Consider the following 23,291-nt stretch of genomic DNA (forward strand, 5'->3'; position numbering starts at 1 on the left):
TTGCCACAGAACATTATCAACCTCGAAAAATAAAAATATACGACATATGAATAGAATGTTGATACTATACATTTTTTTGTTGCTTTGCGGCACGGTTTCCGCACAACAAACAGTAGAATGGAATGATTTGCAGCCCCTGACGGATGATGCACACCGCACAGTATATTATAAAAAAGACAGTAAACGGCCGTTGCAGGGAAAATATCGCATTATACGAGGGCTTGACGAAGAACACGTGAAACTTTCAGACGGCATGATAAACGGTGACTATCATCGCTACCGTGACGGGGTATTGCGTGAGTCGGGCATATATGTCAAGGGCAAGCGTAACGGTACATTCACGGAATACTACCAAGACGGCGTTACTCCCCGAAAGGAAACACCCATACTACAAGGCAAGATAGACGGAACTGTAAAGACCTATTTCCGTAACGGAAAAATAGAGATAGAAAAGGAGTACAAACAGAGTGTGGAGAACGGGCGGGAACGTCGCTTTGCCAACAAGACGGGTAAGCAGATTTTTGAATCTCATTATATCGACGGGAAAAAAGATGGCGAGGAATGGGAAATCTTCGAGGACGGCCGCGCAATACGCAGCAAGACTACATGCCACTACCGTAATGGAAAACTCGACGGTTCGTATCGTGTGGAATCAACATGGGAGGGTAAACCCTATATAACCATTGAGGGACAATACACCGACGGTGAGAAATCAGGGCAATGGATACAGCATAACTATCAAGATAATACCCAAACCTGCACATGGCATGGTGAAGGTGGGGCTTAAACTTAGATGAAAACCGTCATCATAACACTACTTTTGACGGCTGCATCGGTCATGAGTTGCAAGCCGCCTATGCCTCCGACAGACAATGAGTCCGCCTGCACATCTTCATGCAAACAAGACCAACGGACAGCGGATGTTATTGGCGAAGCGGATATAATAACGGGGATTGCTTCCGATGATTTTCCCTCCCTTTTCATACAAGGCAATCATTTCCAGTTCCAACGCAAGAATGGATTATATGCTCCTTTGGGTATTGGGTTCATGGAGGTCATAGCCGAGCAGAACCCCGTCATACCATTATACCGGACAGCAACGTGCAAGGAGCCGGAAGATAGCATTGCACTGCATCAGTATCCGTTTGACAAGGATATTGCCGAGCGGAAAAGGAAGGATGACAATCCGCAGGAATGGCAGGACGGACAGAATAACGCTTCATGCAAAGATGGCAGATATTACTATCGTTACTCTTCGGAATCAGATACGTTAATGCCCTTGGCATGGAGATCCGGAAGCAACATACATGAATACTTAGAAGAGACGGCAAGTCTGATCTACACTTTTCCCATGCTCCGTTTTAGAGTGTTGGGCTTAATGGCGGGAAGGGCTGAAATTGTACTGAACGAGGAAAGCGGAAAAACGGCATGGATCAACTGTTCATCTGGGCAGATTATGATGCATGGAAACAGGATGCAACGCAACCGCAGCCTCATGCGGATAAATGGTATTCCAGCGAAAAGAACGCATGACTTTGACACCTACTATATCTCTTGGGAAGACTATCTTCGCATGGTGACGGTAGTCTGCTTCAAGGACAATACAGAAGTCCGAAAACCGTTTGAGGTACAAGGCGATACAATAAAGAGTGAACAAGGCTGGAAATTATGGAAACAAGGAGAAGAGCTACTGATAAAAGATATTATAGAATACTACCTTGAATAATGTCGGCTGCCGGACAAACGCCGGGGAACTCTTTCGGGCGGGACGGGGCGCGGGAAGTTTCGGCGAACAGCCGAAGCCCCGTGTGTCAAAGTGCAAGCGCAAGATAGTGAAAACCCTTTCACCCACGTTAGGGATTGCAGGGGAAAAGCCACAGCATAGCGAGGACTTGTAGCGGAAAGCCCGACCCGAAGGGGGAACGCCCAAACAACCACCCGAACAAACTGCTTTTTGGCAAGGATTGCATTTATGGAAAAATACGAAGTAGATTATAGTGAGTCATCCTATTTTGTTTTTTAATACAAACAATGCGATTTCGCCCAATAGCAAAGTCAAAAAGCTACCTATCCAAAGATAATAACCTGTTGACAAATGAAAAACTCCAAGAGTGCTTTCAATGCCCCGTTCGAGAGTGTAAAATAAACTGTGTCAGGCTATAATAATAATAGTTTAACACAGTTTTTATAATATGGCCAATTTGGAAATAGACTACAAGAAAGCAGCCCAGCAGCTGCGTAGCGGTGAAGCACTCTTCGGTAAAGACGGAGCTTTGGCTCCTATGCTAGAACGTATCCTAAACGCAGCCTTAGAAGGTGAGATGGATGCTCACCTTAATAGCGTTGACTGCAGTTCTGGCAATCGTCGTAACGGCAAGATGAGCAAGACCGTACAGACAAAGTATGGAGAGGTGATAGTCGAAACCCCTCGTGACCGTGACGGTTCTTTTAAACCGGAGACAGTTAAGAAACGTGAGACAATTCTTGCTGAAGGTATGGCAGATCAAATCATCAACATGTATGCTCTTGGTACAAGCACTCGTGATATAAGCAAGTACTTTGAGCGTGAGTTTAACACAACCCTTTCAGCAGAAACCATCAGTGCTATAACCGACCGAGTTATTCCCGAAATAACAGCCTGGAAGTCCCGTATGCTTGACCCCGTCTATGCCATTTGCTGGCTTGACGCCATTCACTACAAGGTAAAAGACGATAAGGGTCGTGCAGTCACTCGTGCAATATACAATGTCCTAGGTGTAAACAAGTCTGGTCACAAGGATCTTCTTGGTATGTATATATCTGAGAGTGAGGGTGCTAACTTCTGGCTTGATGTTATGACCGACCTTCAGAACCGTGGTGTACGTGATATTCTGATTTGTTGCGTAGACGGTCTTAAGGGATTCCCTGATGCCATCCAAAGTGTATTCCCGGAAACCTCCGTTCAGCTATGTGTAGTCCACCAAATCCGTAACTCAATCAAGTATGTAGGAAGCAAGCATCAGAAAGAGTTTCTGAAGGATCTCAAGACCGTATATGGTGCTGTAAGCAAGGATTCTGCATTAGCACAGCTTGACATGGTTGATGAAAATGGGGTGAGATGTACCCCATAGTAATCAAATCCTGGCGCGACAACTGGGAGCGTCTTACGGAATATTTTCAGTATACTCCTGCAATCCGCAAACTTATCTACACAACCAATACGGTTGAGGGCTATCATCGTCAGGTGCGTAAAGTAACGAAGAACAAAGGTGTGTTCCCGTCAGACACCGCACTTGAAAAGCTTGTGTATCTTGCCTATCGAGACATTAGTGGGAAATGGACTATGCCACTGTCTAATTGGGCACTGATATCACAGCAACTTGCCATAAAATTTGGTGATAGGTTCAAGATTATGTAACTTTGCTTGTGAAAGGCTCCTCTTATTTGTATGCAGATGTGAAATCTGCACACAAATAAGAGGGAAAGAATAAAAAACAGAGCCGTGACACAGTTCAGTTTACACTACCCCCGGATGAATGTTCGGGGGATTTTTTTTCTTTTGGGCGTTCCCGTGGGACGGTCGGGCTTTACGTTTCAAGTCCTCGCCTAAAGGCTGTGGGCTTTACTCTGCAATCCCTAACGCATGGCTGAAAAGTCCTCTTGCCGGTGTTCTTCTTCATACAGCCTCATGCGTTCTTGTAATGCTTCTTTTAAATTGTCGCTTTTTTTCAGTCCGAGTTTGGCACGTATGTTCGCTCGTTGGCTGGTTATGTTTCCGCTACTCCGATGTAATAATTCGCATATTTGGCTGACGGTCTTGTCTTGCAGTATTAAACGGCAGATGTTTAATTCGGACGGGGATAAATTGGGATATATTCTCCTGATTGTATCAAGTTTACTTTTTTCCTTTTTCTGGTATGCGGCAAGGGCTGTAAAAAGATTTTCTTTGGATTGTTCCCCTATTATGTTTAACAGGGAGCTTGTCTTTTCTTCCGGGTTATTCTCGCTTAACAACTCGGCGAACGCGAATAGTTCTTCCTTTTTCATTTGGAGACGTTTCAAAAGCATTTCCTCTTCCTCTTTTAGCAAGTTGCTACTTTTTAGCAAGCTGCTGATATTACTGTGTAAGGATCTTCCTAATAAGGGGATCATGGTGTATATGATGATGATCAAAGGCAGATAACTGTATAGGAACGGTTCGTCGGTGATAAGTGTGCAGATTGTATAGGAAGCTATGGTAAGGGAGGACAATAGGATGGAGATATTACTCATATAGGCACAGATGGAAAGCATGGTAAATAAGAGAGAGATAGTAATGTTACTCATTATCAATGCTCTTTGATAACTATATTCATATCCGCTACATATTGAGCAATAAATTATTTCGATAAAAATCTCGATATGTATGGCTATCAGTATAATGGAAAAGGTCGTGGTCAGATTTACTCTCTTTTTAAAATAAGCGAGAGTGCACATAATGATAAACAGGAATAATACGCTGTTAATATAATAAAACTGTTCATTGGGAAATGGAACTGAATATATGTATATGGGTGCGCATAAGACCAGCATGAGCAGGGATAGATGAAAGACTCGTTTTTGTTGATACGTTATTATCATTTCTCTTTCTTTTTTGTCGTAAGTTTGAGTTTTTATTGAACTTAGAAAAGAGGCGGCTTTTGTGCTGAATATCATGTATTTTATTGTTTTAAGTGTTATTAAGTATGATGTTTCTTGCAAAGATAACTGTTTTTTTGTATGTTTAAGTACTTTTCTTTATGATGTTAAGTATTTTTAGTTGTTGTGTAAGCATGATTGGCTGCTGTGGTAAGTGTTGTAGTTGTTGTGTGGTTGTCTTTTTAAGTATTTATAAGTTTAAAATACTTGTTTTTTGCTTTGGAAGCTGGTTTATAAGTGTGTATTTTTGCGGTCGAAATTCAAGGGGGTGTAAAAGCCTGGGTTTGGATTGTCATATTAACAAATGATTAAATGACGAAAAGAGGTTTTTATATTAAATGTGTATTGTTCGTGCTCGTGTTGAGTATAAGCGGAGAAATATCCGCTCAGGAGAAGCGTGATTCGGTAAGGATCTATTTTCATCAAGGAAAGGTAAATATAGATACATGTTTACTTGACAATGGGAACGAGATGGAGCGGTTTGCTAAAATCTGTTCCGCATTGAACGACTCCGTCCGTCTTATCAGGAAAATTCAAATAATAGGAGGAGCTTCCCCGGAAGGAGGGGGGCTGTTGAATGGAAGGCTGTCTGAAAAACGAGCAGAGGTTTTGTGGCGGTATATATCACCTTATATAAAGATTCCGGTATTGGAGATGGATTTTCATTTTTCGGGAAGCGACTGGAACGGACTTATAACGATGGTGAGAGCGGATGTGAATGTTCCGGAGAGGGAGGATGTCCTTCGTTTGTTGGAGAAGATCGTCCGTTTGGAAAACCAGGACAGCCCTTATTTGGGGGGAGAACTGAAAAGACTGAAAGGGGGGAGGCCATACTCATATTTGTATAAATTCCATTTTCCGAAACTTCGTTCGTCGATGGTGAAAATATGCTATGATAGTGATCCGATAAATCCCGTCAGAGATACGGTATATATACATACACGTGATACGTTGTGCATCCGTGATACCGTTACCGTCATAGCTCCGGTAAAGAAACGGCCGTTTTGCATGGCGGTGAAAACAAACTTGCTTTATGACGCTGTTTTGATACCTGACATCGGGGTTGAGTTCTGTTTGGGGAAGAACTGGTCTGTGGCCGGGAATTGGATGTATGCCTGGTGGAAAAGTGATCGGAAGCATAATTATTGGCGTATCTATGGGGGAGATGTGGAGTTGCGCCGCTGGTTCGGTCGGAGAGCGGTGGAAAAACCGTTTTCCGGGCATCATGTCGGATTGTACGGGCAGATCGTCACCTATGATTTCGAATTGGGTGGGAAAGGTTACTTGGGGGATAAATGGAGTTACGGGGGAGGCGTGGCTTACGGCTACTCGTTACCTGTGGGACATCGGTTCAATGTGGATTTCACGTTGGGAATCGGCTACCTTGGAGGATCGTACAAGGAGTACATCCCTTTGGACGGTCACTATGTATGGCAGACCACTAAAAACCGCCGCTGGTTCGGCCCGACCAAGGCGGGTATCTCTTTGGTGTGGTTGATCGGCCGTGGCAACTACAACGAGAAGAAAGGAGGCAGGCAGTGATACGGATACGCTTTTGTCTGGTGTTCATATTTTTATGGATAGGACTGACGGCTTGTGAGCATAAGGATTTATGTTACGATCATCCGCACTTTGCCAAGGTGCGGGTAGTATTCGACTGGACCAAGATTTCCAATCATGACAAGCCTGAAGGCATGAGGGTCGTATTTTATCCGACCGACGATGAAAGCAACACGTGGATATTTGATTTCCCCGGAGGAGAGGATGGGGAAGTGGAGCTCCCCGAGAATGATTACCGGGTAATTTGCTTCAACTACGATACCGACGGGATGGTTTGGAAAGAAAACGGCAGTTACACGCTTTTTACTGCCGATACGCGTGATGTTCAGTCGCCGGATAACCGGACAATGGCTGTCACCCCACCCTGGCTGTGTGGCGACCATATAGACAGAGTTATCCTCAAGGACATTCCGGGAGGAAGCGCGGAGATAGTACGGCTAACTCCCGTAAACATGGTATGTCACTACACGTATGAGGTGAACGGTCTTCGGGGACTGGATAGGGTGGCGGATTTGCGGGCTGCTCTTTCCGGCATGTCCGGCTCGCTTAACATGTCCGGCGACAGTTTGCCCGCCGGTCTTTCGGAGAGCCTGCTCTTTGATGGAATGGTTTCACGGAATCAGATTATAGGCGGATTCTATACGTTTGGACATTCCGCACTTGAAGGAGAGCCCAATGTTTTCCGGCTGTATCTCAAGAACCGTTCCGGCAGCATGTCTGTATTGGAACAGGACGTGAGCGACCAAGTGCATGATGTCCCGGTAGCGGGGCATGTCGGTGATGTGCATCTGGTGTTGAATTTTGATTATGAGGTACCATCCGAGCCGGGAAGTGACGGTGCGGGATTTGATGTGGACGTTGATGATTGGGATGATGTGAATATGGATATAGTGTTGTAATACGAGTTTGTTAATTATATGTATCAATTTAAATTGTTTTTATTTATGAAAAAAAGTACAGTAATGCTTTGGGCAATCTTTGGAACATTGTTGATGGGTTGCTCAGACGAGGAGATTGCGAATGTGGAAACCTCCTCACGGAATGCGATTGGTTTTAACGTGTTAAGTAATGCGGCGGAAACGAGGGCTACCCCTACTACCCCCGACAACTTGAAGAACACCGATTTCGACGTGTTCGCTTTTACGGGGGATGGTACTGCCTTCATGGGAAAGGTAGACACGGAATTTGGACATGACGGAGTGAATATCGTGTACAATAATGGTAAGTGGGATTATAAAAATGCGAGCGACCTTCGTTATTGGCCTACCGGGGCTTTGGACTTTTACGCGTTCAATCCCGGAACGGTTAGTGAAGACATGATGATGAATTATATGTGGGAAGCCTCCGGGACTGTCCAAAAGATAAGTTATACCTGCATCGATGAGTATGGAGCCAACACGGGTCATGCAAACTACGACGTGATGTATGCCATGGCCAAAGGCCAGACAAAAGACATGAACAACGGAATAGTGAAATTTAATTTCAAACATATTCTGTCACAGGTCGTATTCAAAGCAAAGACCCAATACGATAACATGCAGGTGGACATCAACATGATCAAGATTCATAATGTCAAAATGGGCGGCTTCTTCACATTGCCTGCGACAGCCGATGGAACGGGAAGTTGGAGTGATCCTGCTGATTTACCAAGTGAAGTATCAGGTCTGGGCAAATTTACCGTAGTGAAAGACGTAAACATCACGGTCAAAAGTAATACTATAGCTACCGATATTTCCACAACTACTCCTATGCTGAATAGACCACAGGAGCTGACTGCTTGGAAAGTTTCCGAAACAGCCACCAAAAGCAAGTTGGAGGCCGATAATGCGAAGCAATGTTATCTGGAGATCGCCTGCAAAATCCGGCAGTCCGGAGCTTATCTGTTGGGTTCAGCAAGCGAATACAAAACAATTTATGTTCCGTTCGGAGATACATGGGTAGCGGGCAAGCGTCATATCTACACGTTGATTTTCGGTGGTGGTTATAATGATCAGGGAGAGGCTGTGTTGAATCCGATCCAGTTTGATGCAGAGACAACAGACTGGGGTAATGCAGATAAAGCAGATAAAGACGTAAACGTCTAACCTTAATCCAAACGTTTATTAATATCGTACCCGTTGGCAGGTTAAACATACGCAAGATTAATCCTGCCAACGGGTTTTTTATTGCTTTTATCATCTGTAATTTATGTGTAGGGTTGCTTTTCTGCGTACCTTTTTCCTGGAGAATTTCTTTTGTGGAGTGTTTGCCCTGTATATTCCCGATACGCTGTTATAGCAGGGAACTGTTTTTATCCAAGTAGTCAGATATAGCCTCTTGCAATACCGATTTTAGCGAATCGCCTTTGCGGATCGCGATCAGCTTTAAGTTCTGGTGATAGGTTTCGTCCATGACAAAATTACAATGCACGGTTTTCGCTTTCTTCGGCTTTTGAGCCTCTTTTTGCCCGGCCGTGGATTGGGTCAGGCTGTCTAATCCCCCGGTCAGCCCGGCCGACATACTGTTTTTTAAATCGTTCTTCTTTGCCATATGGTTACTTTATTTCTGTTAGCAGTTCGTTACATACCTTCTCGTAGTCCTCTGCCCCGGCAGATTTTGGGGCATAGTGAAAAATATCCTGCCCTTGTGTCGGGGCTTCGGCCAGCGTAATGGCGTTGCGTATATGGGTGCTGAACACTTTGCCCTGGAATGTTTCCTGTACCAGTTCCGAAACGCTCTTGTTCAGGTTCTTTCTTCCGTCGTACTGGGTTATCAGGACCCCGGCGATCGAAAGATCCGAGTTCAAACGTTGCTGCACCTTGTGGACGACCTGCATAAGTTTGGCCATTCCACGCATTGCCAGGAATTGAGCCTGAACCGGGATAATCAACCGATCCGAGGCCGTCAGTGCGTTAAGCGTGAGCAGCGACAGCGAGGGGGGGGGCAGTCGATCAGGATATAATCGAATTTTTCCTTTTGGCCCTTGATAAGGTGGGCTAAGATAAGTTCCCGCCCGGCCTCGTTGATTAACTCCGTTTCAACGGCCGAGAGATCCAGGCAGGAGGGAACGACGCTAAGACCGTCCTTATGCTCGTAGATCGGCAGGTCGTATTCGCCTTTCATCGCGCCGTAGATCGTTTGGGGAAGCTCCGCGGAGAAGCCCAGCGATTCGGTCAGGTTGGCCTGCCCGTCAAGGTCGATCAAAAGAACCTTGTACCCTTTTTGACGTAACGCGCCGCCCAGGTTGATCGTGGTTGTGGTCTTTCCTACTCCCCCCTTGTGATTCAATACGGAGATTACTTTTGCTTTGCTCATAAATTCAGTTTTTTAAATGGTTGTCATGTCCGCAAATATAGTTAAAATACTAATATACTAAAATACTAAAAGTAGTATTTTTCGTTTTTTGCGTGTTTTTTGTGCCGATCGGGGAAGCGTACCGAAATAAATCCTGTTTCCGTCTTTCGGTACGTTTTGTTTCTGTACCGGAATTAATCAAAGACATATTAAACGAAAGAAATCAAACAACGGTAGATAGCAAACGGCGTAACCTCCCCTAAAGGTCGGTTAGCCACCAAATATTATATTTAGAATGAAGAAACGGGACTATAAGGAGCAAGAACGACAACGGCGCTATTATTTCTTCGACTACCTGTTCTGGTTGGGAGAAATGGCACAGAGGCATTACAAGGGCGAGCCAAGACGCCCCGACGGGGAGTCCATGCTGATGCTTTGCATCATGATATTTATCTATGAGCCGATCTTCCTTACAACCGCTCATTTCCTTTTCGACTCCACGGTATTTGAGTGGTTTACAGTCGCCATGATAGCCGGAATCGTCGCAATTCTCCACTATCTATCGAATGGTCGGATATACCCGTTTTCACGAAGGGAAGCGGTCATGCAGCACTATGAGGGACGCAGGTTCAGCCCCTTCAGATGTTACTTCTTCCTGTTCTCCCTCGGCTTTCTGATGATTGCCGAAATGTACCTGTTGCCAAGCACACTGATGCGGATAGACGGGCGCAAGGCGGAGCCGGTGGAGAACACACGGACGGAAGTTCCGCAAAGGTGGAGGGATTACCTTGCGCTGCATATCACGGTAGGAGCCCGTCAGGAAGTACCCAGCGAAGCCTTGCAATATCTGATTAATCAGGACGGTCGCACATCCCGATACGGGCAACCGGTCTATGTCATGCAGGTAAGGGAGGAAGATATGGGAGGAGAGTTCCGTGTAGGGCTATTGAACCATGCCACCTTTGATGAAATCCAAGACGGCAGCCAGAAGTTTGTCGAATGTACATGGGTCAAGGGATATACGCCGGACAGCATAAGGGTACTGCTGACCGGGTGGTACGAGGTGAGAAACACCGGGCTTTGTCCGGTGGACTCTCTGGAATGGACGGAAGATACGGAATTTTAAAACCTACAAAAGTATGAAAAGAGCAGAAACAGGAAGACCTCATTTATTTCGCTTGATTGCGATGATACATAAAACCGCATACATCCTTGCCTACGATATGCTGCGAAGGAAAGGGGGGCATGATTGGGTGGAGCGTCGGGCTGGTGGGATAATTGGACTTCCCTATCTCTCATTAATTTTGGTGGCATTACTTACGCTAAAAGACGACCCGAATAACGGTCAGAAAATAGTTACCGGCATATTGATCGGATGGGCGGTTGTCGCAGCATGGTGCATCTCCGGATTTCAGTTCAAACCTTCTGATTGGAGAATGGAAATCCGAGAAGAACTTGATTTGCGTCCTCTATATTGGAAAAAGGCGATAGAGGTGTACTATGCCGTTGTCATTGCAGTGGCGGTAGTGGCAGGCATTGTCATGCCCAATGTATAAATCCGAAGTGAAACATTAGTGGGAAATTCGCTACGGTCAGGGCGATGACGATAAGGACTATTTTGGCGAGCTTCCTGCCGGAGTGTTTCATCTTTCCGTAATATTTACGGAGCGCTTCACGCCGCCCGGCTGTGTAACGGAGCTGGCAAAATAAGTCGGGAAGAAAGCAAAGAATCATTACTATGGCAAAAGCAATTATCCAACTGAAAAGGCGAAATAGTAGCGGTATTCCAAGCGGTATGGTTATGGCAAACAGCCAGCATAGGAAAAGCAACATTCTCCCATTGAGATTGTTATGCTCTCGCTCGCTCCATTTTTCGGCTACATACCACATATAGTCGATGAAGCAGAACCGGTATTTGCGATTGTCCTTATCCATGCTCTCACCTCCATACAAAGAAATCGACCAATATGAGGATAATCAGAACGCTGACCAGCACTATCTTAATCCGTCGGCGTGTTTCGGGTTTGCAATCATCAAAGAACCATAGCTTTCCATGAAACTGCCACTCACATGCCCATTTCCAACGGAACAGCAACCCTGCAAGCCATAGGGCAAGCAACCCGACACCAAACAGCAACCCGTATTTAGGGTGAGCCTGCAACCACTCGAAAAACGCTTCCGCCTTGCTGTTCATAGCTTCGTATATATCGGTAACTTTCATTGCATAATTATCATTTGTCATACCATAATTCAATATACCAATCGCCCTCAATGTGTCTTGATGCCATACCGCCCGGTGCATCCGGATCATTCCTAACAAGCTCAATCAGGTCGTTCAGTTCCCAATTGACCGCATAGGTTGAGTCCTCCGCGAACCTGTAAGCATACTGCTTGTCCACACTCGGCCCGACAGACCAACCGGCAGAATAGTAAATGATAGAGATGCTTGGAACAATGGTGTCGGGCAGTTCCTCAATGGGAGGAATTGAGCTAAAATCGCCATGTTCAATCTGCCACAAAGTATGCCGGCTTTTGAAATACAATCTCCTACCACCCACCGATGCAAGCAGGGAATCAAGACGCGTGCATTTTTCATTGCCAAGACTTGACAAACACAATGAATCCGTTGCGCTCCCGATTGGATAGAACGGAGGGTAAATGTCGCCATACGGGCAATTCAACAGAATTTCGGTTATTTCATTAAACGCATCTTCATGGGCATAGAAATTATGAATCATATCCTCGTCAGACGGAGGATTGAAACCTCTGTTGCCACACCCTACGGCAATGAAAGCCACTACAGTTGCCGACAATAATACTTGCAGAAATCTACTCGCCATAGCCGATAATCGTGATTCCGAACGCAAAAATAATGTTTTTCGTCCACTCAATCACCACGTTATGCCGAAAAACAATGTGCCGGATGCTCTTTGTCTGCCGTAAAAACAGTATTTTTGTAAAAATGGAAATCAGCTATGGCTTTCAAACGGAAATATAAGTTCAGCATAATAGACCACCTGTATTATGCGGGTCGCATACGACGCATCCACAACAGGTGGTCTATGCCGTTGGATGCTATCTTCTTGTGGGTTTTCGCTGTTGTCCCTTCGCTTCTTATAATAAGATTCCTATACTGGGTAATACCGTTGTGGCTGCCGTCAGCTTTGTCTGTCGGCTTGGTCTGGGCAGCAGTAGAGGTGTATTCAAAGATTGAAAAGAAGTACTTTACCAAAGCGCGGGAGCGTGCCTATTACCGCCTTTATCCTGAAAGAAAGGATAAAAACTATTTCTGGCTTCAGTTACTATTGCCGCTTGGTCTGTTTCTGATTAATTTGGGCATAGCCTATTGGCTTTTCTTTGTGTATCAATGAGCGGGAAGAATGGTAATAGTTTATGGTTCTGATATTTTAAAATTTAGACAATGAGCAAAATTCCAACGATAATTGTGATAATGTTATTATGCGGTTGCAGTTCCATGAAACACTACGGCGTGTTTCAATGTGACAATGGCAACGATTATGTCAGCGAGGGATTGTACCGTATCGTGGACAAGCGAGGGCGTATCGGGTACGCGGACGAAAGCGGCAGGACGGTCATCAAGCCCCGCTTCGCCTTCGGCTTCCCATTCGAGAACGGCAAGGCAAAAGTAACCGACAAGGGAGAAATGAAAGAAGTGCCGGGTTCGGACGGAGAATACCACTATTGGAAAAGCGACGAATGGTATTACATCGACAAGAAAGGGAATAGAAGTGAAGAAAACAGACAACAATAGTCTTACTTGAGAGACTTGAAAATGCCGCAAGGGAAACCGATTTGGGTTTATGGATGAACGAGACAATACATGCGTCAGATACATAGATATTTATCGTTTCGAAACACGGACGGGAGCTTGAAAGGCTTTCTAAAAACATCCCTGCTGTGCGATGATGCTTCTCAAACGGGACAAGTTTTCTGCTAGGGCAGTCTTCACGGAGAGCAGGTAATTCCTGCGCCCCCCCTTCCGTGCCGGAATCCATCACGATCTCGGAAATGCCGGCATCCCATTCCGAGGGAAAAAGCTTGTAGCCGGTATGTACTTGTCTTGCCAGACGGTTGTGAATCACTTGATAGTAGAGCGAGCCTTCCTTCATCTCGACGGAAGAGGCACGGAATTTAACTTTTATTGTTGCCATGAATATATCTGTTATTTAATTTTTCACCTGAAAACTAATCCCGGGGAAACCATTGCATGAATATTCATCTGCCTTTAACACATCTAAAAGCAAAAAGTCCCTTGGCGCACCGGCGTCACAGGAACTTTTCACATATAAAAGACACATGTTCTTTCACTGTATGCGTATATATTCCGAATACCTGATTTCCACATACGGGTTGTCACTGGAAATGGACTGATGGATAGCCTTTACACGCTTCCAGAACCACCATCCCTTGTATTCTACCCAAACCGCCTGATTGAGGGTTACCGGAACTTTGATGTCGCCTTTGAGCCGTTTGTTCTCGATCAACCCGGTAAGTTGGATATACGGTGTAACCATCTCCACCTTCTGCCGCAGCAGTGGAACGGTATCACGGATAATGAGCGTGTCACGGATGGCGGCATCTATCGGGGCTTTCACTTCGACTTCATGCCGTGCAGCCACTTCGAGGTTCCTGATTTTCACGCCTAGCCTTTCGATGGTCTCGGCATCCTTGGCACGGAACTCTTTATACTCATCTATAGTCAGCCGCAATGCCTTGGCATCGAGGACCATCGTCGCTGAATCGATCTGCATCCGCTTCACATCGGAAAGCAGTGCGGTGCTGTTCATGCGGAATCGGTCGCGTTCTTCCGTGAGGCGTATTGTCCGCCGGTGCTGCAGCCAGAGGATGCTACAGAGCAGCAACACCGTTGCCAGAAGTATTCTGTTTAATCTACTCATATGATACTGATTCTTCGGGGATGAACCACAGAAATTCATCCATATAGATTTCTTCCAACAATACAAGGCCGCCCCGGTTCTTTTTTCGGTTCTGCGGGAGGTCTTCAACGACCAGTCCACGGCGACCGACCAGTTCGTCCAACCTCATTTCGGAGAGTTCAGGCGAAGCGATGATGGTAACGTATGCATTCTTTTTCATAACTGGTCTTTCCATGATGTTTTTACTTGTGCGTTCCCTGACATTTGAGAAGTTCACGGATATCGGCACGGATTTCGTGCAGGTCATTCTGTACCGTGTTGAGCTGCATCATGGTTGCCTCGAACACGGACTTGTCCAGCTTCATGGCGTTGATACGGTCATACTGGTTCTTGATTTCCACTTCCAAACCGATACATTTGGTTTCCAGTTCTGCAATTTGGGCGGTGTTGTTGACATGCTGTATGTACAGTGTCAGCGAGAACGAGAGTACCACGACAATGATCTTGAAGTACTTCATTACAAATTCTTTGAGTTGTTCCATATCTTATTCCATTAAAAGTGAGAATGCGTCCCTGATAGCCCTCAGCAGAGTCTCGGCTGCCGCACTATCCCGGAACCCATAGATGACAAGCGCGATCATCATCGCCAGATAGACCCACCAGGCGATTTCTTCCTTAGTGATTTTACGTTTCCGCTTCGCCATCTTTTACAGGATTTTGGGGTACGATTACATTGAAGATAACATTGCCGTCGCTGCCTTCGATACGCAGGCGGTTCTCCTCCTTGTGCCTGATGGGGAAGATATCCATCAGCGCCTTGGCGGCATTGACCGACACGGCCCTGAGCGGTGCCGGAGAGAGCGGCACACCGAAACGGTCTGTATAGTCCGAAGTGGCCGTCTCGTCCATGATTGCCTTGAGAGTCTCGGTCACCTGCAGCTTTACAGCCATCGTCTCCATCTCGAACCGTTCCGAGGAGAGCAATGCCTTGATATGTGCCAGCACATGCGGTTTGTTCATCAGGTAATTGGCCGAAGCATACGGGTTCTTCACCGTATCCTCACCGAATACCTCCACAAAGCATTTTTTCGGCCGTCCGGCATATTCCAGCCCGCCGTTCACATAGAGGTTGCAGAATTGCAGCTCCTGCTCCGTGAGCGGTTTCTCTTCCGGCCTATCCTGCGTGTTCGTTATCTTGTCTGACATCGGTTCTTCCTTCCTTTTCTGAAAGAGTAGCGGGTTTGTATCCCGGAGGTTTTACAAAATCCGCCTTTTCATTGAGCAACTGCTCCATTAATGCGTCATAGAATACCTGGGCCAACGCATCGGCACACGCCTCCGCATCCGCTAGCGAGTTGATGAGCCGCAGGTTGAACTTGATTTCCAGGTCGTAGCCCGATATGAACGCCATCAGTTCGTTCCCGTCATAGCCCAGCGCCCCGTAGGTCATCCGGTCCGCCGTACGGAATGTAATGGTCTCGGGAATCTGTTCCCGGTCAATGCCTTGGGCTTCCTTATTCGTGTCCATACTCATATCTTGAAATATTTACGGGTTTTCTCTTTCTTCTGTGTAGCGATTGCCGCCCCTTCCGTCTGGCGCAGACGGGAGGTATAGACCCCCAGGATGTCAAGCGTGGCCGTCACATCCGCAGCCGCATCGTGGGCATCGTCCAGTTCCACCCCCAATTTTGAGGCTACCAGTTCCAGTTTATACGAAGTAACCTCCGGATCAGCGGCAAAAGCCAACCGTCCCATGACAAGCGTGTCGATGTAGTGCGGCTGGAAGTTGCCGTAATAGTCCTTGGTACCGGAAAAGGTCTTTTCAAACTCGGCGGCCAGTCCGGCATAGTTCATCAGCTGTTGCAGGAATCCGATATCGAAAGCGATGTTCTGTCCGACCAGCACGGGCTTGCACTGATAGCCCTTCGAGAGGGTGCTGCGTTTGGCGAAGGCGATGACTTCTCCGGCGACTTTCTTCATGTCCACACCCTGTGTGCGCAGCATCTCCATGGTAATGGCGGAATAGTCCAATGCCGTCTGTTCGTACTTCATCGGGACATATTCCGGTTCTTTCGCCTGTTCATGGCGGGTACGCAACACCTTGCGTCGGGGAAGCCCCGCGTCCTGTTTCCCGTAGGGGGCGATATACGCCTGATAGCGGTCGAATACCTGCCATGTGTCGAAACGGACGGCTTGCAGGGCGATCTGTGTACAGGCGCATTCACGGCAGTCCAGCCCTCCGGTCTCGAAGTCCAGCCCGATGCCTACATATATCTTCTGTTCTGTCTTGGGTGCCATATCTTTTCAGGATTGAATGAATAACAATGAGTTCCTATAGGTCTGTAATGTATTGCATCCGTTGTAGTCGCTGTAACGGATGACGGCAGTGAGGATGACCACCCGGTCTTTGAGCGACTGGATCACGGTGTGGTGTTCCATGTAATAGTCGTTCCAGCATACACATTCCGCCAGACGGTTGTTCTGGGAGAGTGTCAGCTTGGCGAAACGCTTCCGGCTTCCCGTCTCCCTGTCCTTGTAGGTATGTTCGGTTACATCCACCACCGTGGCGCAGACAGTCGCACGCCTGCCGTCGTTCTCGTCCCGTGCCACCTCGTCCAGGGTCAGGTAAGAGGCTTTTCCCTTGACCTGCCTGCGGGCTTCCGAATTGTTGAAGATGCGGCGATAATCGATGCTGCCTATGCCCGACACGGCAATCTGCTGCTGCGACCAGAAGAAATGCCGCCCGCGCATGTCCTGCGGGAAGTCTTTTTCAGAAAGGGAGAATCCCAGTTCCCGTGCTGCGCGTTCGAGCAGCGCGCAGCGTTCGGTAACCGCCCCGACTTTTTCGATACGGTCGAAGCATCCGGCAAGGATCATGTGCTTGACATGCCGGGCGTTCACGGGGACTTTCACGGCCTCTTCCGCGTTGTCGGGGTCGTCCCAGTAACTGTATTTCTTGAGTTTGTAACGGAATATGCGGTGGATGAAGTTCTCGATACCGGTATATGCCCCGCCCCGGTCGCGTTCCGTGACGATGTATTCCACTGTCTTGACACCGACCTGTTTGATACGGGTAAGCGACCAGAAGATTTCATCGGTGGCATAGTCGGTGAAGAACTCCGTCCCGGAGCGGTTGATGTCCGGCGGCACGATCTTGGCCGACGAGCAGCGTTCCATCTCCGCCATCAACGAAGGAATCTCCTTGTCGTCCGCCCATTGCAATGCCACCGTGTAGAATGCCGAGGGGTAATTGGCCTTGAGCCATGCCCCGCAATAGGCTGTAAGGGCGTATGCCGCGGCATGGGAACGGTTGAACGAATATTTCCCGGCTACCTCTATCTTGTGCCAGATTTCCTCCGCCTCATAGTCCGGGCATCCGTTCCCGACGGCTCCGGCAATGAAATCCGCCTTCAGCGTGGCCATCAGGTCGGCTTTCTTCTTTCCTATGGCCTTGCGCAGATAGTCGGTCTTCCCGAGGTCGAATCCCCCGAGCGTATGAGCAACGGACATGAACTGCTCCTGGTAGACCATGATTCCGAAAGTGTTCTTCGTTGCTTCATAACAGCCGTAGTTATAGACCGGGGCCACTTCGCCACGCCTGAAACGGACATAATCATCGGTGGCACCGATGTCGAGTGTGGCGGGACGGTACAGGGCATTGATGGCGATCAGGTCCTCGATACACTCCGGCTGTACATCCTGGATAAACCGGGTAATGCCCGGCGAAGAGAACTGGAACACATTCTGCGTGTTGCCGTCCGAGAGCAGTCGGTAGGTCTTCCCGTCTTCCAGCATATCCTGCGTAATACGCCCGATAGTAAGTTCCTGCCCGAAATTCCGGTTGACCAACGCGATGACGGCACTCAGTTTGGCAAGTTCCTTTGTCGCCAGCACATCCTCCTTCAACAATCCGATCTCATCGACCGAATAGCCGTCGAACTCCGATACCAGTGCCCCGTCCATCTTACGGACCGGCAGGAAATCGAAGCATTCGGCGGGCCTGCCGTCCCGCGTGTCCGGTGTGACAACGATGGCCGAGGCGTGTATGGAGGCCGCTTTGGGCTGTCCGAGCAATCCTTGCACGTCCTCGATGACCAGCGGATAGGTCTGGATAAAGTCCCGAAGTTTTCTGTTGAAGGCAGCCTGTCTGAACAGTCCTGTCCAGTCCGTGCCGTCATCTATCATGGCGGTAATATAGTTCACGATGGAGTGAGGCACGCGGTGTACGCGTGCCACGTCCTTCAAGGCGGCTTTCAGTTTCATCGTGGTAAAGGTGCCGGCGGAAAAGACACGCTGGCGGCCGTCCGCGTTGTACCGTTCTTCCAGGTAATCCTTGATCTCCTGCCGCCGGTCGGAGGCATAGTCGACATCTATGTCCGGCAGCGAAGCGTGGCCGCCTTCTGTCAGTCCTTTGTCCACAAAGGCATCCATGACCGTCAGCGGTCCGTCTGCTTTCCTGATTCTTATATGTGTTACTTTCATCTGATATATTTCTTGTATCGTATTATCGCGCTTACCGTCTGGCGGCTGACACCGTACTGTTTTGCCAGGCTGTTCTGGGAAGCCTGGCCGGAGGAATACCTCACCCGTATCTCTTCCGCCTGCCCGTTGGTCAGTTTGGCGTTCACGCTTTTCTCGCCGTAATCCCGTTTGAGGCCACCCGCTATGGCATGTTCCATATTCCGCTGGTGCGTACACATTTCCAGGTTATCCGCACGGTTGTTGTCGCGGTTCCCGTCGATATGGTTCACCTCCAGTCCCGGATTCCAGTCGGGCAGGAAGTGCTGTGCCACCAGACGGTGCACGGAGAACTTCTTTCCGACACCGCCCTTGTAGAGTCGGACACAGTCATAGAGCGAAGTCGTCCCACACCAATGACACATGATACGTTCGGGTTGTGTCCAGGTGATACCGTCATGCGAAACTTGCCGTTCCAGACTCTTGACACGCCCGAGGTTGCTGATCTTGTACTTTCCTTCATAGTTCTTGATATCCACCCAGATTTCCCGGGTGTCAGCCATGGGTTATACGGTTTAGTGCTGTCTGAAAAATTCCCAGGTCTATCTCCACGCCGATGAACCGGCGTCCCGTATTCCGGCAGGCCACGGCTGTACTGCCGCTGCCCATCGCAAAGTCGAGGACGATGTCTCCTTCGTCGGTGTAGGTGCGTATCAGGTATTCCAGCAGGGCGACAGGTTTCTGTGTCGCGTGCAGGCAGGAGAGCTGCTTGTCCGTCTTGAATTTCAGCACACTGCGCGGATAGCGTTCCGTGGATATGTAATCCCGGAAATTATCGTGCTTCCGGTATATCTCGCCGGCATCGCATTTCCGCTGATGTTCGGCCATCACGACCTTGCGCTTGTGCCCGTCCGTCTTGATCGGATGATACTTCGGCAACCTGTCGTAAAAGACCAGAATGTCCTCGTGCGCCTTCATCGGCATACGCCTGGCGTTTAGGAAGCCTGTCGCCTGCGTCTTCTCCCATACCCAGGCATACCGCAGCCTGCGGAGATTGGAGCTGCCCAGCAGGCTCGTAAAAGGATGCTGGCAGAACAGCAGTACGGGAGTGTCAGGTCTGGATATGCCCTGTACAGCATTCCACATCCCGGGGATGTCTATCACGGCGTCCCATCGACAATGTGTCGTACCGTATGGAGGGTCTGACAATACCATGTCGGCAGTGATGCCTTCTTCAGCCAGCAGGGGCAGCACATCGAGTGCATCGCCCCGGTAAAGGTCGCAACCGTCATAGGGACGGTGGTGTTCGTAGGTCGGATTCATGGGTTTCGAGTTCCTTTAGGTTCCACAAGCAATCTCGGCGGTCAAAAAGGATTTCGTCGCCACACATCAATTCATCTGCGTATATCGTCCGCTCTTCTCCGTTACGGATTACCCGCATCCGGGCATCCGTGCACAGACGGTAAGTCTTGCCTTCAGATTCCATCTCCACATAGCGTTCGCCCTTGCCGAGTGTGATGTCCGGGGCAAGCACCGTCAGTTCGTCTTTCCAGCTGAGCCCGCAGCGTTCCGGCACGAGGAAGCGCGAGAAGATAAGGTCGTATTTCAGCGGGTCGATGGAGGTTATGCCAAGCAAGTAGGAAACCAGCGAGCCCCCGGCGGAACCGCGACCTATACCAGTTGCGATGCCTCTCCGGTGCGCCTCCCGCACCATATCCCACTGCACCAGGAAATAGTCCACATTGTCGGTCGATTCAATGATATAGACTTCCTCGTCCAGCCGTTCCCGATAGCGTTCCCGCTCCGGTTCCGGCACTTTCCGGTCCAGCCCGTCGTCAAGCAGTCGGAGGAACATCGTACGGCGGTCACCATACCGTTCCCGCTCTTCCGGTCGCATACGGTATTCCGGCATGAACATTCGCCCGGTCTCGAATGAGGCGTCCGCACGTCCGGCAATCTCCACCGTGGGACGGCACATGCGCCTAAACAGGGAATCGAAGTCCCATTGCCCGGAGAACAGAGGACGGAGCGTGTCATACAATTCATCCGCTGTCTTGAAATACTGGTCATCGCTCTGTTCATGGGCGGCTCCCGTGGCAATCTTGTTCACCACGATTCTGTACCCTGCATCGTCCTTGTCCATGTAGTAGCAGTCCGGAATCAGGACTGGTTCTACTGTAAATGAATCCGTGTCGGCATCATAACAGTTGCCGAAATAATATTTCAGGGCTTCTAGTTGCTCCCTGTCGATGCGGTCCGCCTTGTATTCGTTGGCGTCGACCTGGTAATAGACCGCTTCGGCACCTTTCCGGATACGCTTCACCTGTTTGGGGTGTCCGGCCATCCAGTAGACGGAACGGATGGCGAAAACCACCACACAACCTGCGGCATACATCAGCAGCTGTTCATAGCGGAGGGTGTTGTCTTCCGAATCGACCATGACGGCCCGTTGGATGCGCAGCAGATTATGCAGCCCCTCGTTATCCAAGGCATAAATCTTCAGCCCGACACGTTCTTCTTCGTGCATCATTGTCAGCGAGTAGCCGAATATATGTTTCAGCCCGGTATTGGCGCACTCCTTCTGAAGGTTCAGCGTGGCGGCCATTGTATTGCGGTCGCAGATGCCGACAGCCGTATGCCCGAGCCATTTCGCCTTGCGGCACAAATCTTCCGGCGAGCAGCAGGCGTTCAGCAGCTCGTAGGAGGTATGGATGCCGAGGTTCACGAAAGGTACATCATGTACCGGAGGCTTGGGCCGGCCGATATATTTCAGCAGGTTGAAACGGAATTCTTCCCGCAGGTCATAGTAGTACCAGTTCCTGCCGAACGGGAAGGCCACATGGAAGATTCCTTCTTCCATCAGCACATCCGGACTTTCCATCAGGTTGAACACGAGCTTGTCCCCGTCGCCGCGGAAGATGGATTCCACTCCCGACAGGTCGGCCGTGAAAAGCCGCCCGAAGCCGGGAATATCCACCACTTCCGTATCGACCGGGATATAGGTTATCCGTTGTGCATCGAGCCATGAGAAAAGTTCCTGTATCATCTTTCCTGTACTTTTTTGAGTTTGTATTCAAGGACGGACAGCAGGCGGCAGGCGAAAATCCCGTAGATTTCCGCTTCCGTGAGTTCGTCCCAGTCTTTGGCGGCATCAGCAATGTCCGCGATGAAAACCTCGAAATAGGGTTTCAGCCGTTCAGCCGTCCGCTTTACCGACTCGACGGCATCACCATCGTAACCGATGACTACGGTTCTGACGCCTTTCGATTGCAGCTTGTAGATCTGTACATCGGATATTTTCTTTCCGAAAGTGGCCACGGCTGCGACATGGGAATTGTCATAGAGTTCGAGTCTGCGGGTCAGGGCGATGACATCGAAAATACCTTCCGCGAGGATGACCGTATCGGTTTCATCCATACGGACGGCATCGTAGTTATAAAGGAGTCTGGAAAAGTCGTTTTCCGTGGAGTTCCGGTAACGCAGGATCTTGTACCCGCCGCTATGTCTGGTCTTGCGGTTGTGGGCGTCTATATCCTCTTTCGGCCAGGTATGGCGGGAGACATAGCCGACAACCGTACAGTCATCGATGACCGGAAAGACGACATAGTCCGCGTAGCGCGGATTGAGCCTGCCGGTTATCCCGACCGGGAAATACTCGTAATCGTCGAAACAGAAGCCGCGCCGCTGCAAATACGGATGCCGGAAAGTGCGCTTGTAAAAGTCCGGCAATTCGACCGGCACCAGTTCGTCGTCTATTTCTTCCGCCTCGTCCTTCTCCAGCAGGTGCAGGTTCAACGGTGCGGCAATGTCAGCTGTCTGCAAAACCATCAGGTCCATGCGACCGATAGCCGCCAGAAGTTGCTCCAATGTACGGGTGGATGCCCCGCAGGAGAAGCAGTGGGCCATGAAAGGCCGGCGGTGGGCAGTCGCCTTGCCGATGTAGATACCGAACTTACCGCCCGACTTTCCGCAGAACGGGCAGCGCGGAACGATAAGGTTCTTACCGCTCCCGTCCCGTTTGGCACCCGTCTCGCGGGTTATCTCCGAAACCAGATATTGATATTCCTGTACCGACAGTTCCATATTAAGGTATAGTCGTGACCGCTACAGGTTGGTTTGAAATGTTTGGAAAAAGAATCCGGATTAGCCCAATAAAAATAGACCGGCAGAATCATGGAAGGTCTTTCCACCCAAAGGAAAAGAGAAATTGTCTTCCCGGCTGGACAAAAAATGACTGCTTTTGTCTAATCGATAAAACAATATATAAATAAGGAGATTGATAATCAGCATTGGCTGATTATCAGGTGTAGAGATGTACTTTTCTAAAATGATCACTCTCTACATAAAAAAAGCGTATTTTTTGTGCAGTACAATAAACATACTGAATGAAAAGTATCGTTTTCCAATTACTACAAATAACGGATTTGTATTTGCGAGGTCATTCGA

At 48.7% G+C, this 23,291-nt stretch carries 26 protein-coding genes and 2 pseudogenes; 10 read left to right on the plus strand and 18 right to left on the minus strand.

What is annotated here, in order from left to right; genetic code table 11:
• Positions 1-46 precede the first annotated feature (46 nt).
• The 3 genes and pseudogenes from AB5062_RS04210 to AB5062_RS04220 all read left to right on the plus strand — a co-directional run bounded on the left by AB5062_RS04210 (position 47) and on the right by AB5062_RS04220 (position 3,397).
• The gene (locus AB5062_RS04210) at positions 47-787 is read left to right on the plus strand and encodes a toxin-antitoxin system YwqK family antitoxin (RefSeq protein WP_004328512.1); all 741 of its coding nucleotides are present in this window, start codon (positions 47-49) and stop codon (positions 785-787) included.
• A gap of 6 nt (positions 788-793) precedes the next feature.
• Positions 794-1,726: a hypothetical protein gene (locus AB5062_RS04215; protein ID WP_004328511.1), complete on the plus strand. Its 933-nt coding sequence runs from the start codon at positions 794-796 to the stop codon at positions 1,724-1,726.
• Positions 1,727-2,192: 466 nt separating this feature from the next.
• Positions 2,193-3,397, plus strand: a pseudogene (locus AB5062_RS04220) (IS256 family transposase).
• Positions 3,398-3,615: 218 nt separating this feature from the next.
• Here AB5062_RS04220 and AB5062_RS04225 read toward each other — a convergent pair.
• Positions 3,616-4,674 carry a LuxR C-terminal-related transcriptional regulator gene (locus tag AB5062_RS04225; RefSeq protein WP_018665648.1) on the minus strand — a complete coding sequence of 353 codons (1,059 nt, stop codon included), beginning with the start codon at positions 4,672-4,674 and terminating at the stop codon, positions 3,616-3,618.
• 294 nt (positions 4,675-4,968) lie between these two features.
• Between AB5062_RS04225 and AB5062_RS04230 the strand changes: the two genes are divergently transcribed.
• The 3 genes from AB5062_RS04230 to AB5062_RS04240 are packed head-to-tail and all read left to right on the plus strand — an operon-like array spanning position 4,969 to position 8,300.
• Positions 4,969-6,198: a DUF3575 domain-containing protein gene (locus tag AB5062_RS04230; protein ID WP_270757165.1), complete on the plus strand. Its 1,230-nt coding sequence runs from the start codon at positions 4,969-4,971 to the stop codon at positions 6,196-6,198.
• Positions 6,195-7,115: a DUF5119 domain-containing protein gene (locus AB5062_RS04235; protein WP_004328506.1), complete on the plus strand. Its 921-nt coding sequence runs from the start codon at positions 6,195-6,197 to the stop codon at positions 7,113-7,115. Before AB5062_RS04230 ends, AB5062_RS04235 begins: the two co-directional genes overlap by 4 nt.
• Positions 7,116-7,160: 45 nt before the next feature.
• Positions 7,161-8,300 carry a fimbrillin family protein gene (locus AB5062_RS04240; RefSeq protein ID WP_368326827.1) on the plus strand — a complete coding sequence of 380 codons (1,140 nt, stop codon included), beginning with the start codon at positions 7,161-7,163 and terminating at the stop codon, positions 8,298-8,300.
• A gap of 187 nt (positions 8,301-8,487) precedes the next feature.
• Here the strand turns inward: AB5062_RS04240 and AB5062_RS04245 are convergent, their stop codons facing one another.
• Complete coding sequence (locus tag AB5062_RS04245) at positions 8,488-8,745, minus strand: hypothetical protein (RefSeq protein ID WP_004328504.1); 258 nt, start codon at positions 8,743-8,745, stop codon at positions 8,488-8,490.
• Positions 8,746-8,749: 4 nt separating this feature from the next.
• Positions 8,750-9,510, minus strand: a pseudogene (locus AB5062_RS04250) (ParA family protein).
• Positions 9,511-9,784: 274 nt separating this feature from the next.
• On the opposite strand from AB5062_RS04250, the gene AB5062_RS04255 reads away from it, so the two are divergent.
• Entirely contained in the window at positions 9,785-10,615 is an 831-nt protein-coding gene (locus tag AB5062_RS04255; protein WP_009316574.1) for a hypothetical protein, read from the plus strand.
• Between the two features lie 61 nt (positions 10,616-10,676).
• Positions 10,677-11,045 (plus strand): hypothetical protein, encoded by a 369-nt coding sequence (locus tag AB5062_RS04260; protein ID WP_018665651.1) that lies wholly within the window; start codon positions 10,677-10,679, stop codon positions 11,043-11,045.
• On the opposite strand, the gene AB5062_RS04265 is transcribed toward AB5062_RS04260, so the two are convergent.
• The 3 genes from AB5062_RS04265 to AB5062_RS04275 are packed head-to-tail and all read right to left on the minus strand — an operon-like array spanning position 11,029 to position 12,329.
• Positions 11,029-11,424 carry a hypothetical protein gene (locus AB5062_RS04265; protein ID WP_018665652.1) on the minus strand — a complete coding sequence of 132 codons (396 nt, stop codon included), beginning with the start codon at positions 11,422-11,424 and terminating at the stop codon, positions 11,029-11,031. The two genes, AB5062_RS04260 and AB5062_RS04265, sit on opposite strands and share 17 nt — an antisense overlap.
• 4 nt (positions 11,425-11,428) lie before the next feature.
• Positions 11,429-11,710, minus strand: a complete 282-nt coding sequence (locus AB5062_RS04270) for an Imm17 family immunity protein (RefSeq protein ID WP_009316572.1) — start codon at positions 11,708-11,710, stop codon at positions 11,429-11,431.
• Between the two features lie 10 nt (positions 11,711-11,720).
• On the minus strand, positions 11,721-12,329 hold the full coding sequence (locus AB5062_RS04275; protein ID WP_009316571.1) for a DUF4948 family protein: 609 nt from the start codon (positions 12,327-12,329) through the stop codon (positions 11,721-11,723).
• Between the two features lie 135 nt (positions 12,330-12,464).
• Here AB5062_RS04275 and AB5062_RS04280 point away from each other — a divergent pair, with 135 nt between their 5' ends.
• The gene (locus AB5062_RS04280; protein WP_009316570.1) at positions 12,465-12,860 is read left to right on the plus strand and encodes a hypothetical protein; all 396 of its coding nucleotides are present in this window, start codon (positions 12,465-12,467) and stop codon (positions 12,858-12,860) included.
• Between the two features lie 50 nt (positions 12,861-12,910).
• The gene (locus AB5062_RS04285) at positions 12,911-13,261 is read left to right on the plus strand and encodes a WG repeat-containing protein (RefSeq protein ID WP_009316569.1); all 351 of its coding nucleotides are present in this window, start codon (positions 12,911-12,913) and stop codon (positions 13,259-13,261) included.
• Positions 13,262-13,814: 553 nt separating this feature from the next.
• Here the strand turns inward: AB5062_RS04285 and AB5062_RS04290 are convergent.
• Genes AB5062_RS04290 through AB5062_RS04345 form a run of 12 tightly spaced genes read right to left on the minus strand, consistent with a single transcriptional unit; the run spans position 13,815 to position 22,928 of the window.
• Complete coding sequence (locus AB5062_RS04290) at positions 13,815-14,408, minus strand: DUF6549 family protein (RefSeq protein ID WP_008860767.1); 594 nt, start codon at positions 14,406-14,408, stop codon at positions 13,815-13,817.
• Positions 14,401-14,622, minus strand: a complete 222-nt coding sequence (locus AB5062_RS04295) for a hypothetical protein (RefSeq protein ID WP_009316567.1) — start codon at positions 14,620-14,622, stop codon at positions 14,401-14,403. The genes AB5062_RS04290 and AB5062_RS04295 overlap by 8 nt, the downstream gene beginning before the upstream one ends.
• Before the next feature lie 7 nt (positions 14,623-14,629).
• Positions 14,630-14,929, minus strand: a complete 300-nt coding sequence (locus AB5062_RS04300; RefSeq protein ID WP_004322861.1) for a hypothetical protein — start codon at positions 14,927-14,929, stop codon at positions 14,630-14,632.
• 3 nt (positions 14,930-14,932) lie between these two features.
• Complete coding sequence (locus AB5062_RS04305; protein WP_008860769.1) at positions 14,933-15,091, minus strand: hypothetical protein; 159 nt, start codon at positions 15,089-15,091, stop codon at positions 14,933-14,935.
• Positions 15,072-15,593: a hypothetical protein gene (locus tag AB5062_RS04310; RefSeq protein ID WP_009316566.1), complete on the minus strand. Its 522-nt coding sequence runs from the start codon at positions 15,591-15,593 to the stop codon at positions 15,072-15,074. The genes AB5062_RS04305 and AB5062_RS04310 overlap by 20 nt, the downstream gene beginning before the upstream one ends.
• The gene (locus AB5062_RS04315; RefSeq protein WP_009316565.1) at positions 15,562-15,921 is read right to left on the minus strand and encodes a hypothetical protein; all 360 of its coding nucleotides are present in this window, start codon (positions 15,919-15,921) and stop codon (positions 15,562-15,564) included. The genes AB5062_RS04310 and AB5062_RS04315 overlap by 32 nt, the downstream gene beginning before the upstream one ends.
• The gene (locus AB5062_RS04320) at positions 15,918-16,685 is read right to left on the minus strand and encodes a PolC-type DNA polymerase III (RefSeq protein WP_008860772.1); all 768 of its coding nucleotides are present in this window, start codon (positions 16,683-16,685) and stop codon (positions 15,918-15,920) included. Before AB5062_RS04320 ends, AB5062_RS04315 begins: the two co-directional genes overlap by 4 nt.
• Positions 16,686-16,691: 6 nt before the next feature.
• A complete protein-coding gene (locus AB5062_RS04325) occupies positions 16,692-18,869 on the minus strand; it encodes a DNA polymerase III subunit alpha (RefSeq protein ID WP_009316564.1) in 2,178 nt (725 codons plus the stop codon).
• Positions 18,866-19,408 carry an HNH endonuclease gene (locus tag AB5062_RS04330; RefSeq protein ID WP_004322855.1) on the minus strand — a complete coding sequence of 181 codons (543 nt, stop codon included), beginning with the start codon at positions 19,406-19,408 and terminating at the stop codon, positions 18,866-18,868. The genes AB5062_RS04325 and AB5062_RS04330 overlap by 4 nt, the downstream gene beginning before the upstream one ends.
• Positions 19,401-20,168 (minus strand): site-specific DNA-methyltransferase, encoded by a 768-nt coding sequence (locus AB5062_RS04335; protein ID WP_009316563.1) that lies wholly within the window; start codon positions 20,166-20,168, stop codon positions 19,401-19,403. The genes AB5062_RS04330 and AB5062_RS04335 overlap by 8 nt, the downstream gene beginning before the upstream one ends.
• Positions 20,134-21,891: a PHP domain-containing protein gene (locus tag AB5062_RS04340; protein ID WP_004293558.1), complete on the minus strand. Its 1,758-nt coding sequence runs from the start codon at positions 21,889-21,891 to the stop codon at positions 20,134-20,136. Before AB5062_RS04340 ends, AB5062_RS04335 begins: the two co-directional genes overlap by 35 nt.
• Entirely contained in the window at positions 21,888-22,928 is a 1,041-nt protein-coding gene (locus tag AB5062_RS04345; RefSeq protein WP_004293559.1) for a toprim domain-containing protein, read from the minus strand. The genes AB5062_RS04340 and AB5062_RS04345 overlap by 4 nt, the downstream gene beginning before the upstream one ends.
• Positions 22,929-23,291: the final 363 nt, after the last annotated feature.

Origin of the sequence: Phocaeicola sp. RTP21359st1_B8_RTP21360_211022, assembly GCF_040911965.1 — a bacterium.
GTDB classification, from domain to species: domain Bacteria; phylum Bacteroidota; class Bacteroidia; order Bacteroidales; family Bacteroidaceae; genus Phocaeicola; species Phocaeicola vulgatus.

Coding starts and splice junctions, on each gene's coding strand:
- AB5062_RS04210 (WP_004328512.1), top strand. CDS start 47: ATGAATAGAATGTTGATACTATACATTTTTTTGTTGCTTTGCGGCACG.
- AB5062_RS04215 (WP_004328511.1), top strand. CDS start 794: ATGAAAACCGTCATCATAACACTACTTTTGACGGCTGCATCGGTCATG.
- AB5062_RS04225 (WP_018665648.1), bottom strand. CDS start 4,674: ATGATATTCAGCACAAAAGCCGCCTCTTTTCTAAGTTCAATAAAAACT.
- AB5062_RS04230 (WP_270757165.1), top strand. CDS start 4,969: ATGACGAAAAGAGGTTTTTATATTAAATGTGTATTGTTCGTGCTCGTG.
- AB5062_RS04240 (WP_368326827.1), top strand. CDS start 7,161: ATGAAAAAAAGTACAGTAATGCTTTGGGCAATCTTTGGAACATTGTTG.
- AB5062_RS04245 (WP_004328504.1), bottom strand. CDS start 8,745: ATGGCAAAGAAGAACGATTTAAAAAACAGTATGTCGGCCGGGCTGACC.
- AB5062_RS04255 (WP_009316574.1), top strand. CDS start 9,785: ATGAAGAAACGGGACTATAAGGAGCAAGAACGACAACGGCGCTATTAT.
- AB5062_RS04260 (WP_018665651.1), top strand. CDS start 10,677: ATGATACATAAAACCGCATACATCCTTGCCTACGATATGCTGCGAAGG.
- AB5062_RS04265 (WP_018665652.1), bottom strand. CDS start 11,424: ATGGATAAGGACAATCGCAAATACCGGTTCTGCTTCATCGACTATATG.
- AB5062_RS04270 (WP_009316572.1), bottom strand. CDS start 11,710: ATGAAAGTTACCGATATATACGAAGCTATGAACAGCAAGGCGGAAGCG.
- AB5062_RS04275 (WP_009316571.1), bottom strand. CDS start 12,329: ATGGCGAGTAGATTTCTGCAAGTATTATTGTCGGCAACTGTAGTGGCT.
- AB5062_RS04280 (WP_009316570.1), top strand. CDS start 12,465: ATGGCTTTCAAACGGAAATATAAGTTCAGCATAATAGACCACCTGTAT.
- AB5062_RS04285 (WP_009316569.1), top strand. CDS start 12,911: ATGAGCAAAATTCCAACGATAATTGTGATAATGTTATTATGCGGTTGC.
- AB5062_RS04290 (WP_008860767.1), bottom strand. CDS start 14,408: ATGAGTAGATTAAACAGAATACTTCTGGCAACGGTGTTGCTGCTCTGT.
- AB5062_RS04295 (WP_009316567.1), bottom strand. CDS start 14,622: ATGGAAAGACCAGTTATGAAAAAGAATGCATACGTTACCATCATCGCT.
- AB5062_RS04300 (WP_004322861.1), bottom strand. CDS start 14,929: ATGGAACAACTCAAAGAATTTGTAATGAAGTACTTCAAGATCATTGTC.
- AB5062_RS04305 (WP_008860769.1), bottom strand. CDS start 15,091: ATGGCGAAGCGGAAACGTAAAATCACTAAGGAAGAAATCGCCTGGTGG.
- AB5062_RS04310 (WP_009316566.1), bottom strand. CDS start 15,593: ATGTCAGACAAGATAACGAACACGCAGGATAGGCCGGAAGAGAAACCG.
- AB5062_RS04315 (WP_009316565.1), bottom strand. CDS start 15,921: ATGAGTATGGACACGAATAAGGAAGCCCAAGGCATTGACCGGGAACAG.
- AB5062_RS04320 (WP_008860772.1), bottom strand. CDS start 16,685: ATGGCACCCAAGACAGAACAGAAGATATATGTAGGCATCGGGCTGGAC.
- AB5062_RS04325 (WP_009316564.1), bottom strand. CDS start 18,869: ATGAAAGTAACACATATAAGAATCAGGAAAGCAGACGGACCGCTGACG.
- AB5062_RS04330 (WP_004322855.1), bottom strand. CDS start 19,408: ATGGCTGACACCCGGGAAATCTGGGTGGATATCAAGAACTATGAAGGA.
- AB5062_RS04335 (WP_009316563.1), bottom strand. CDS start 20,168: ATGAATCCGACCTACGAACACCACCGTCCCTATGACGGTTGCGACCTT.
- AB5062_RS04340 (WP_004293558.1), bottom strand. CDS start 21,891: ATGATACAGGAACTTTTCTCATGGCTCGATGCACAACGGATAACCTAT.
- AB5062_RS04345 (WP_004293559.1), bottom strand. CDS start 22,928: ATGGAACTGTCGGTACAGGAATATCAATATCTGGTTTCGGAGATAACC.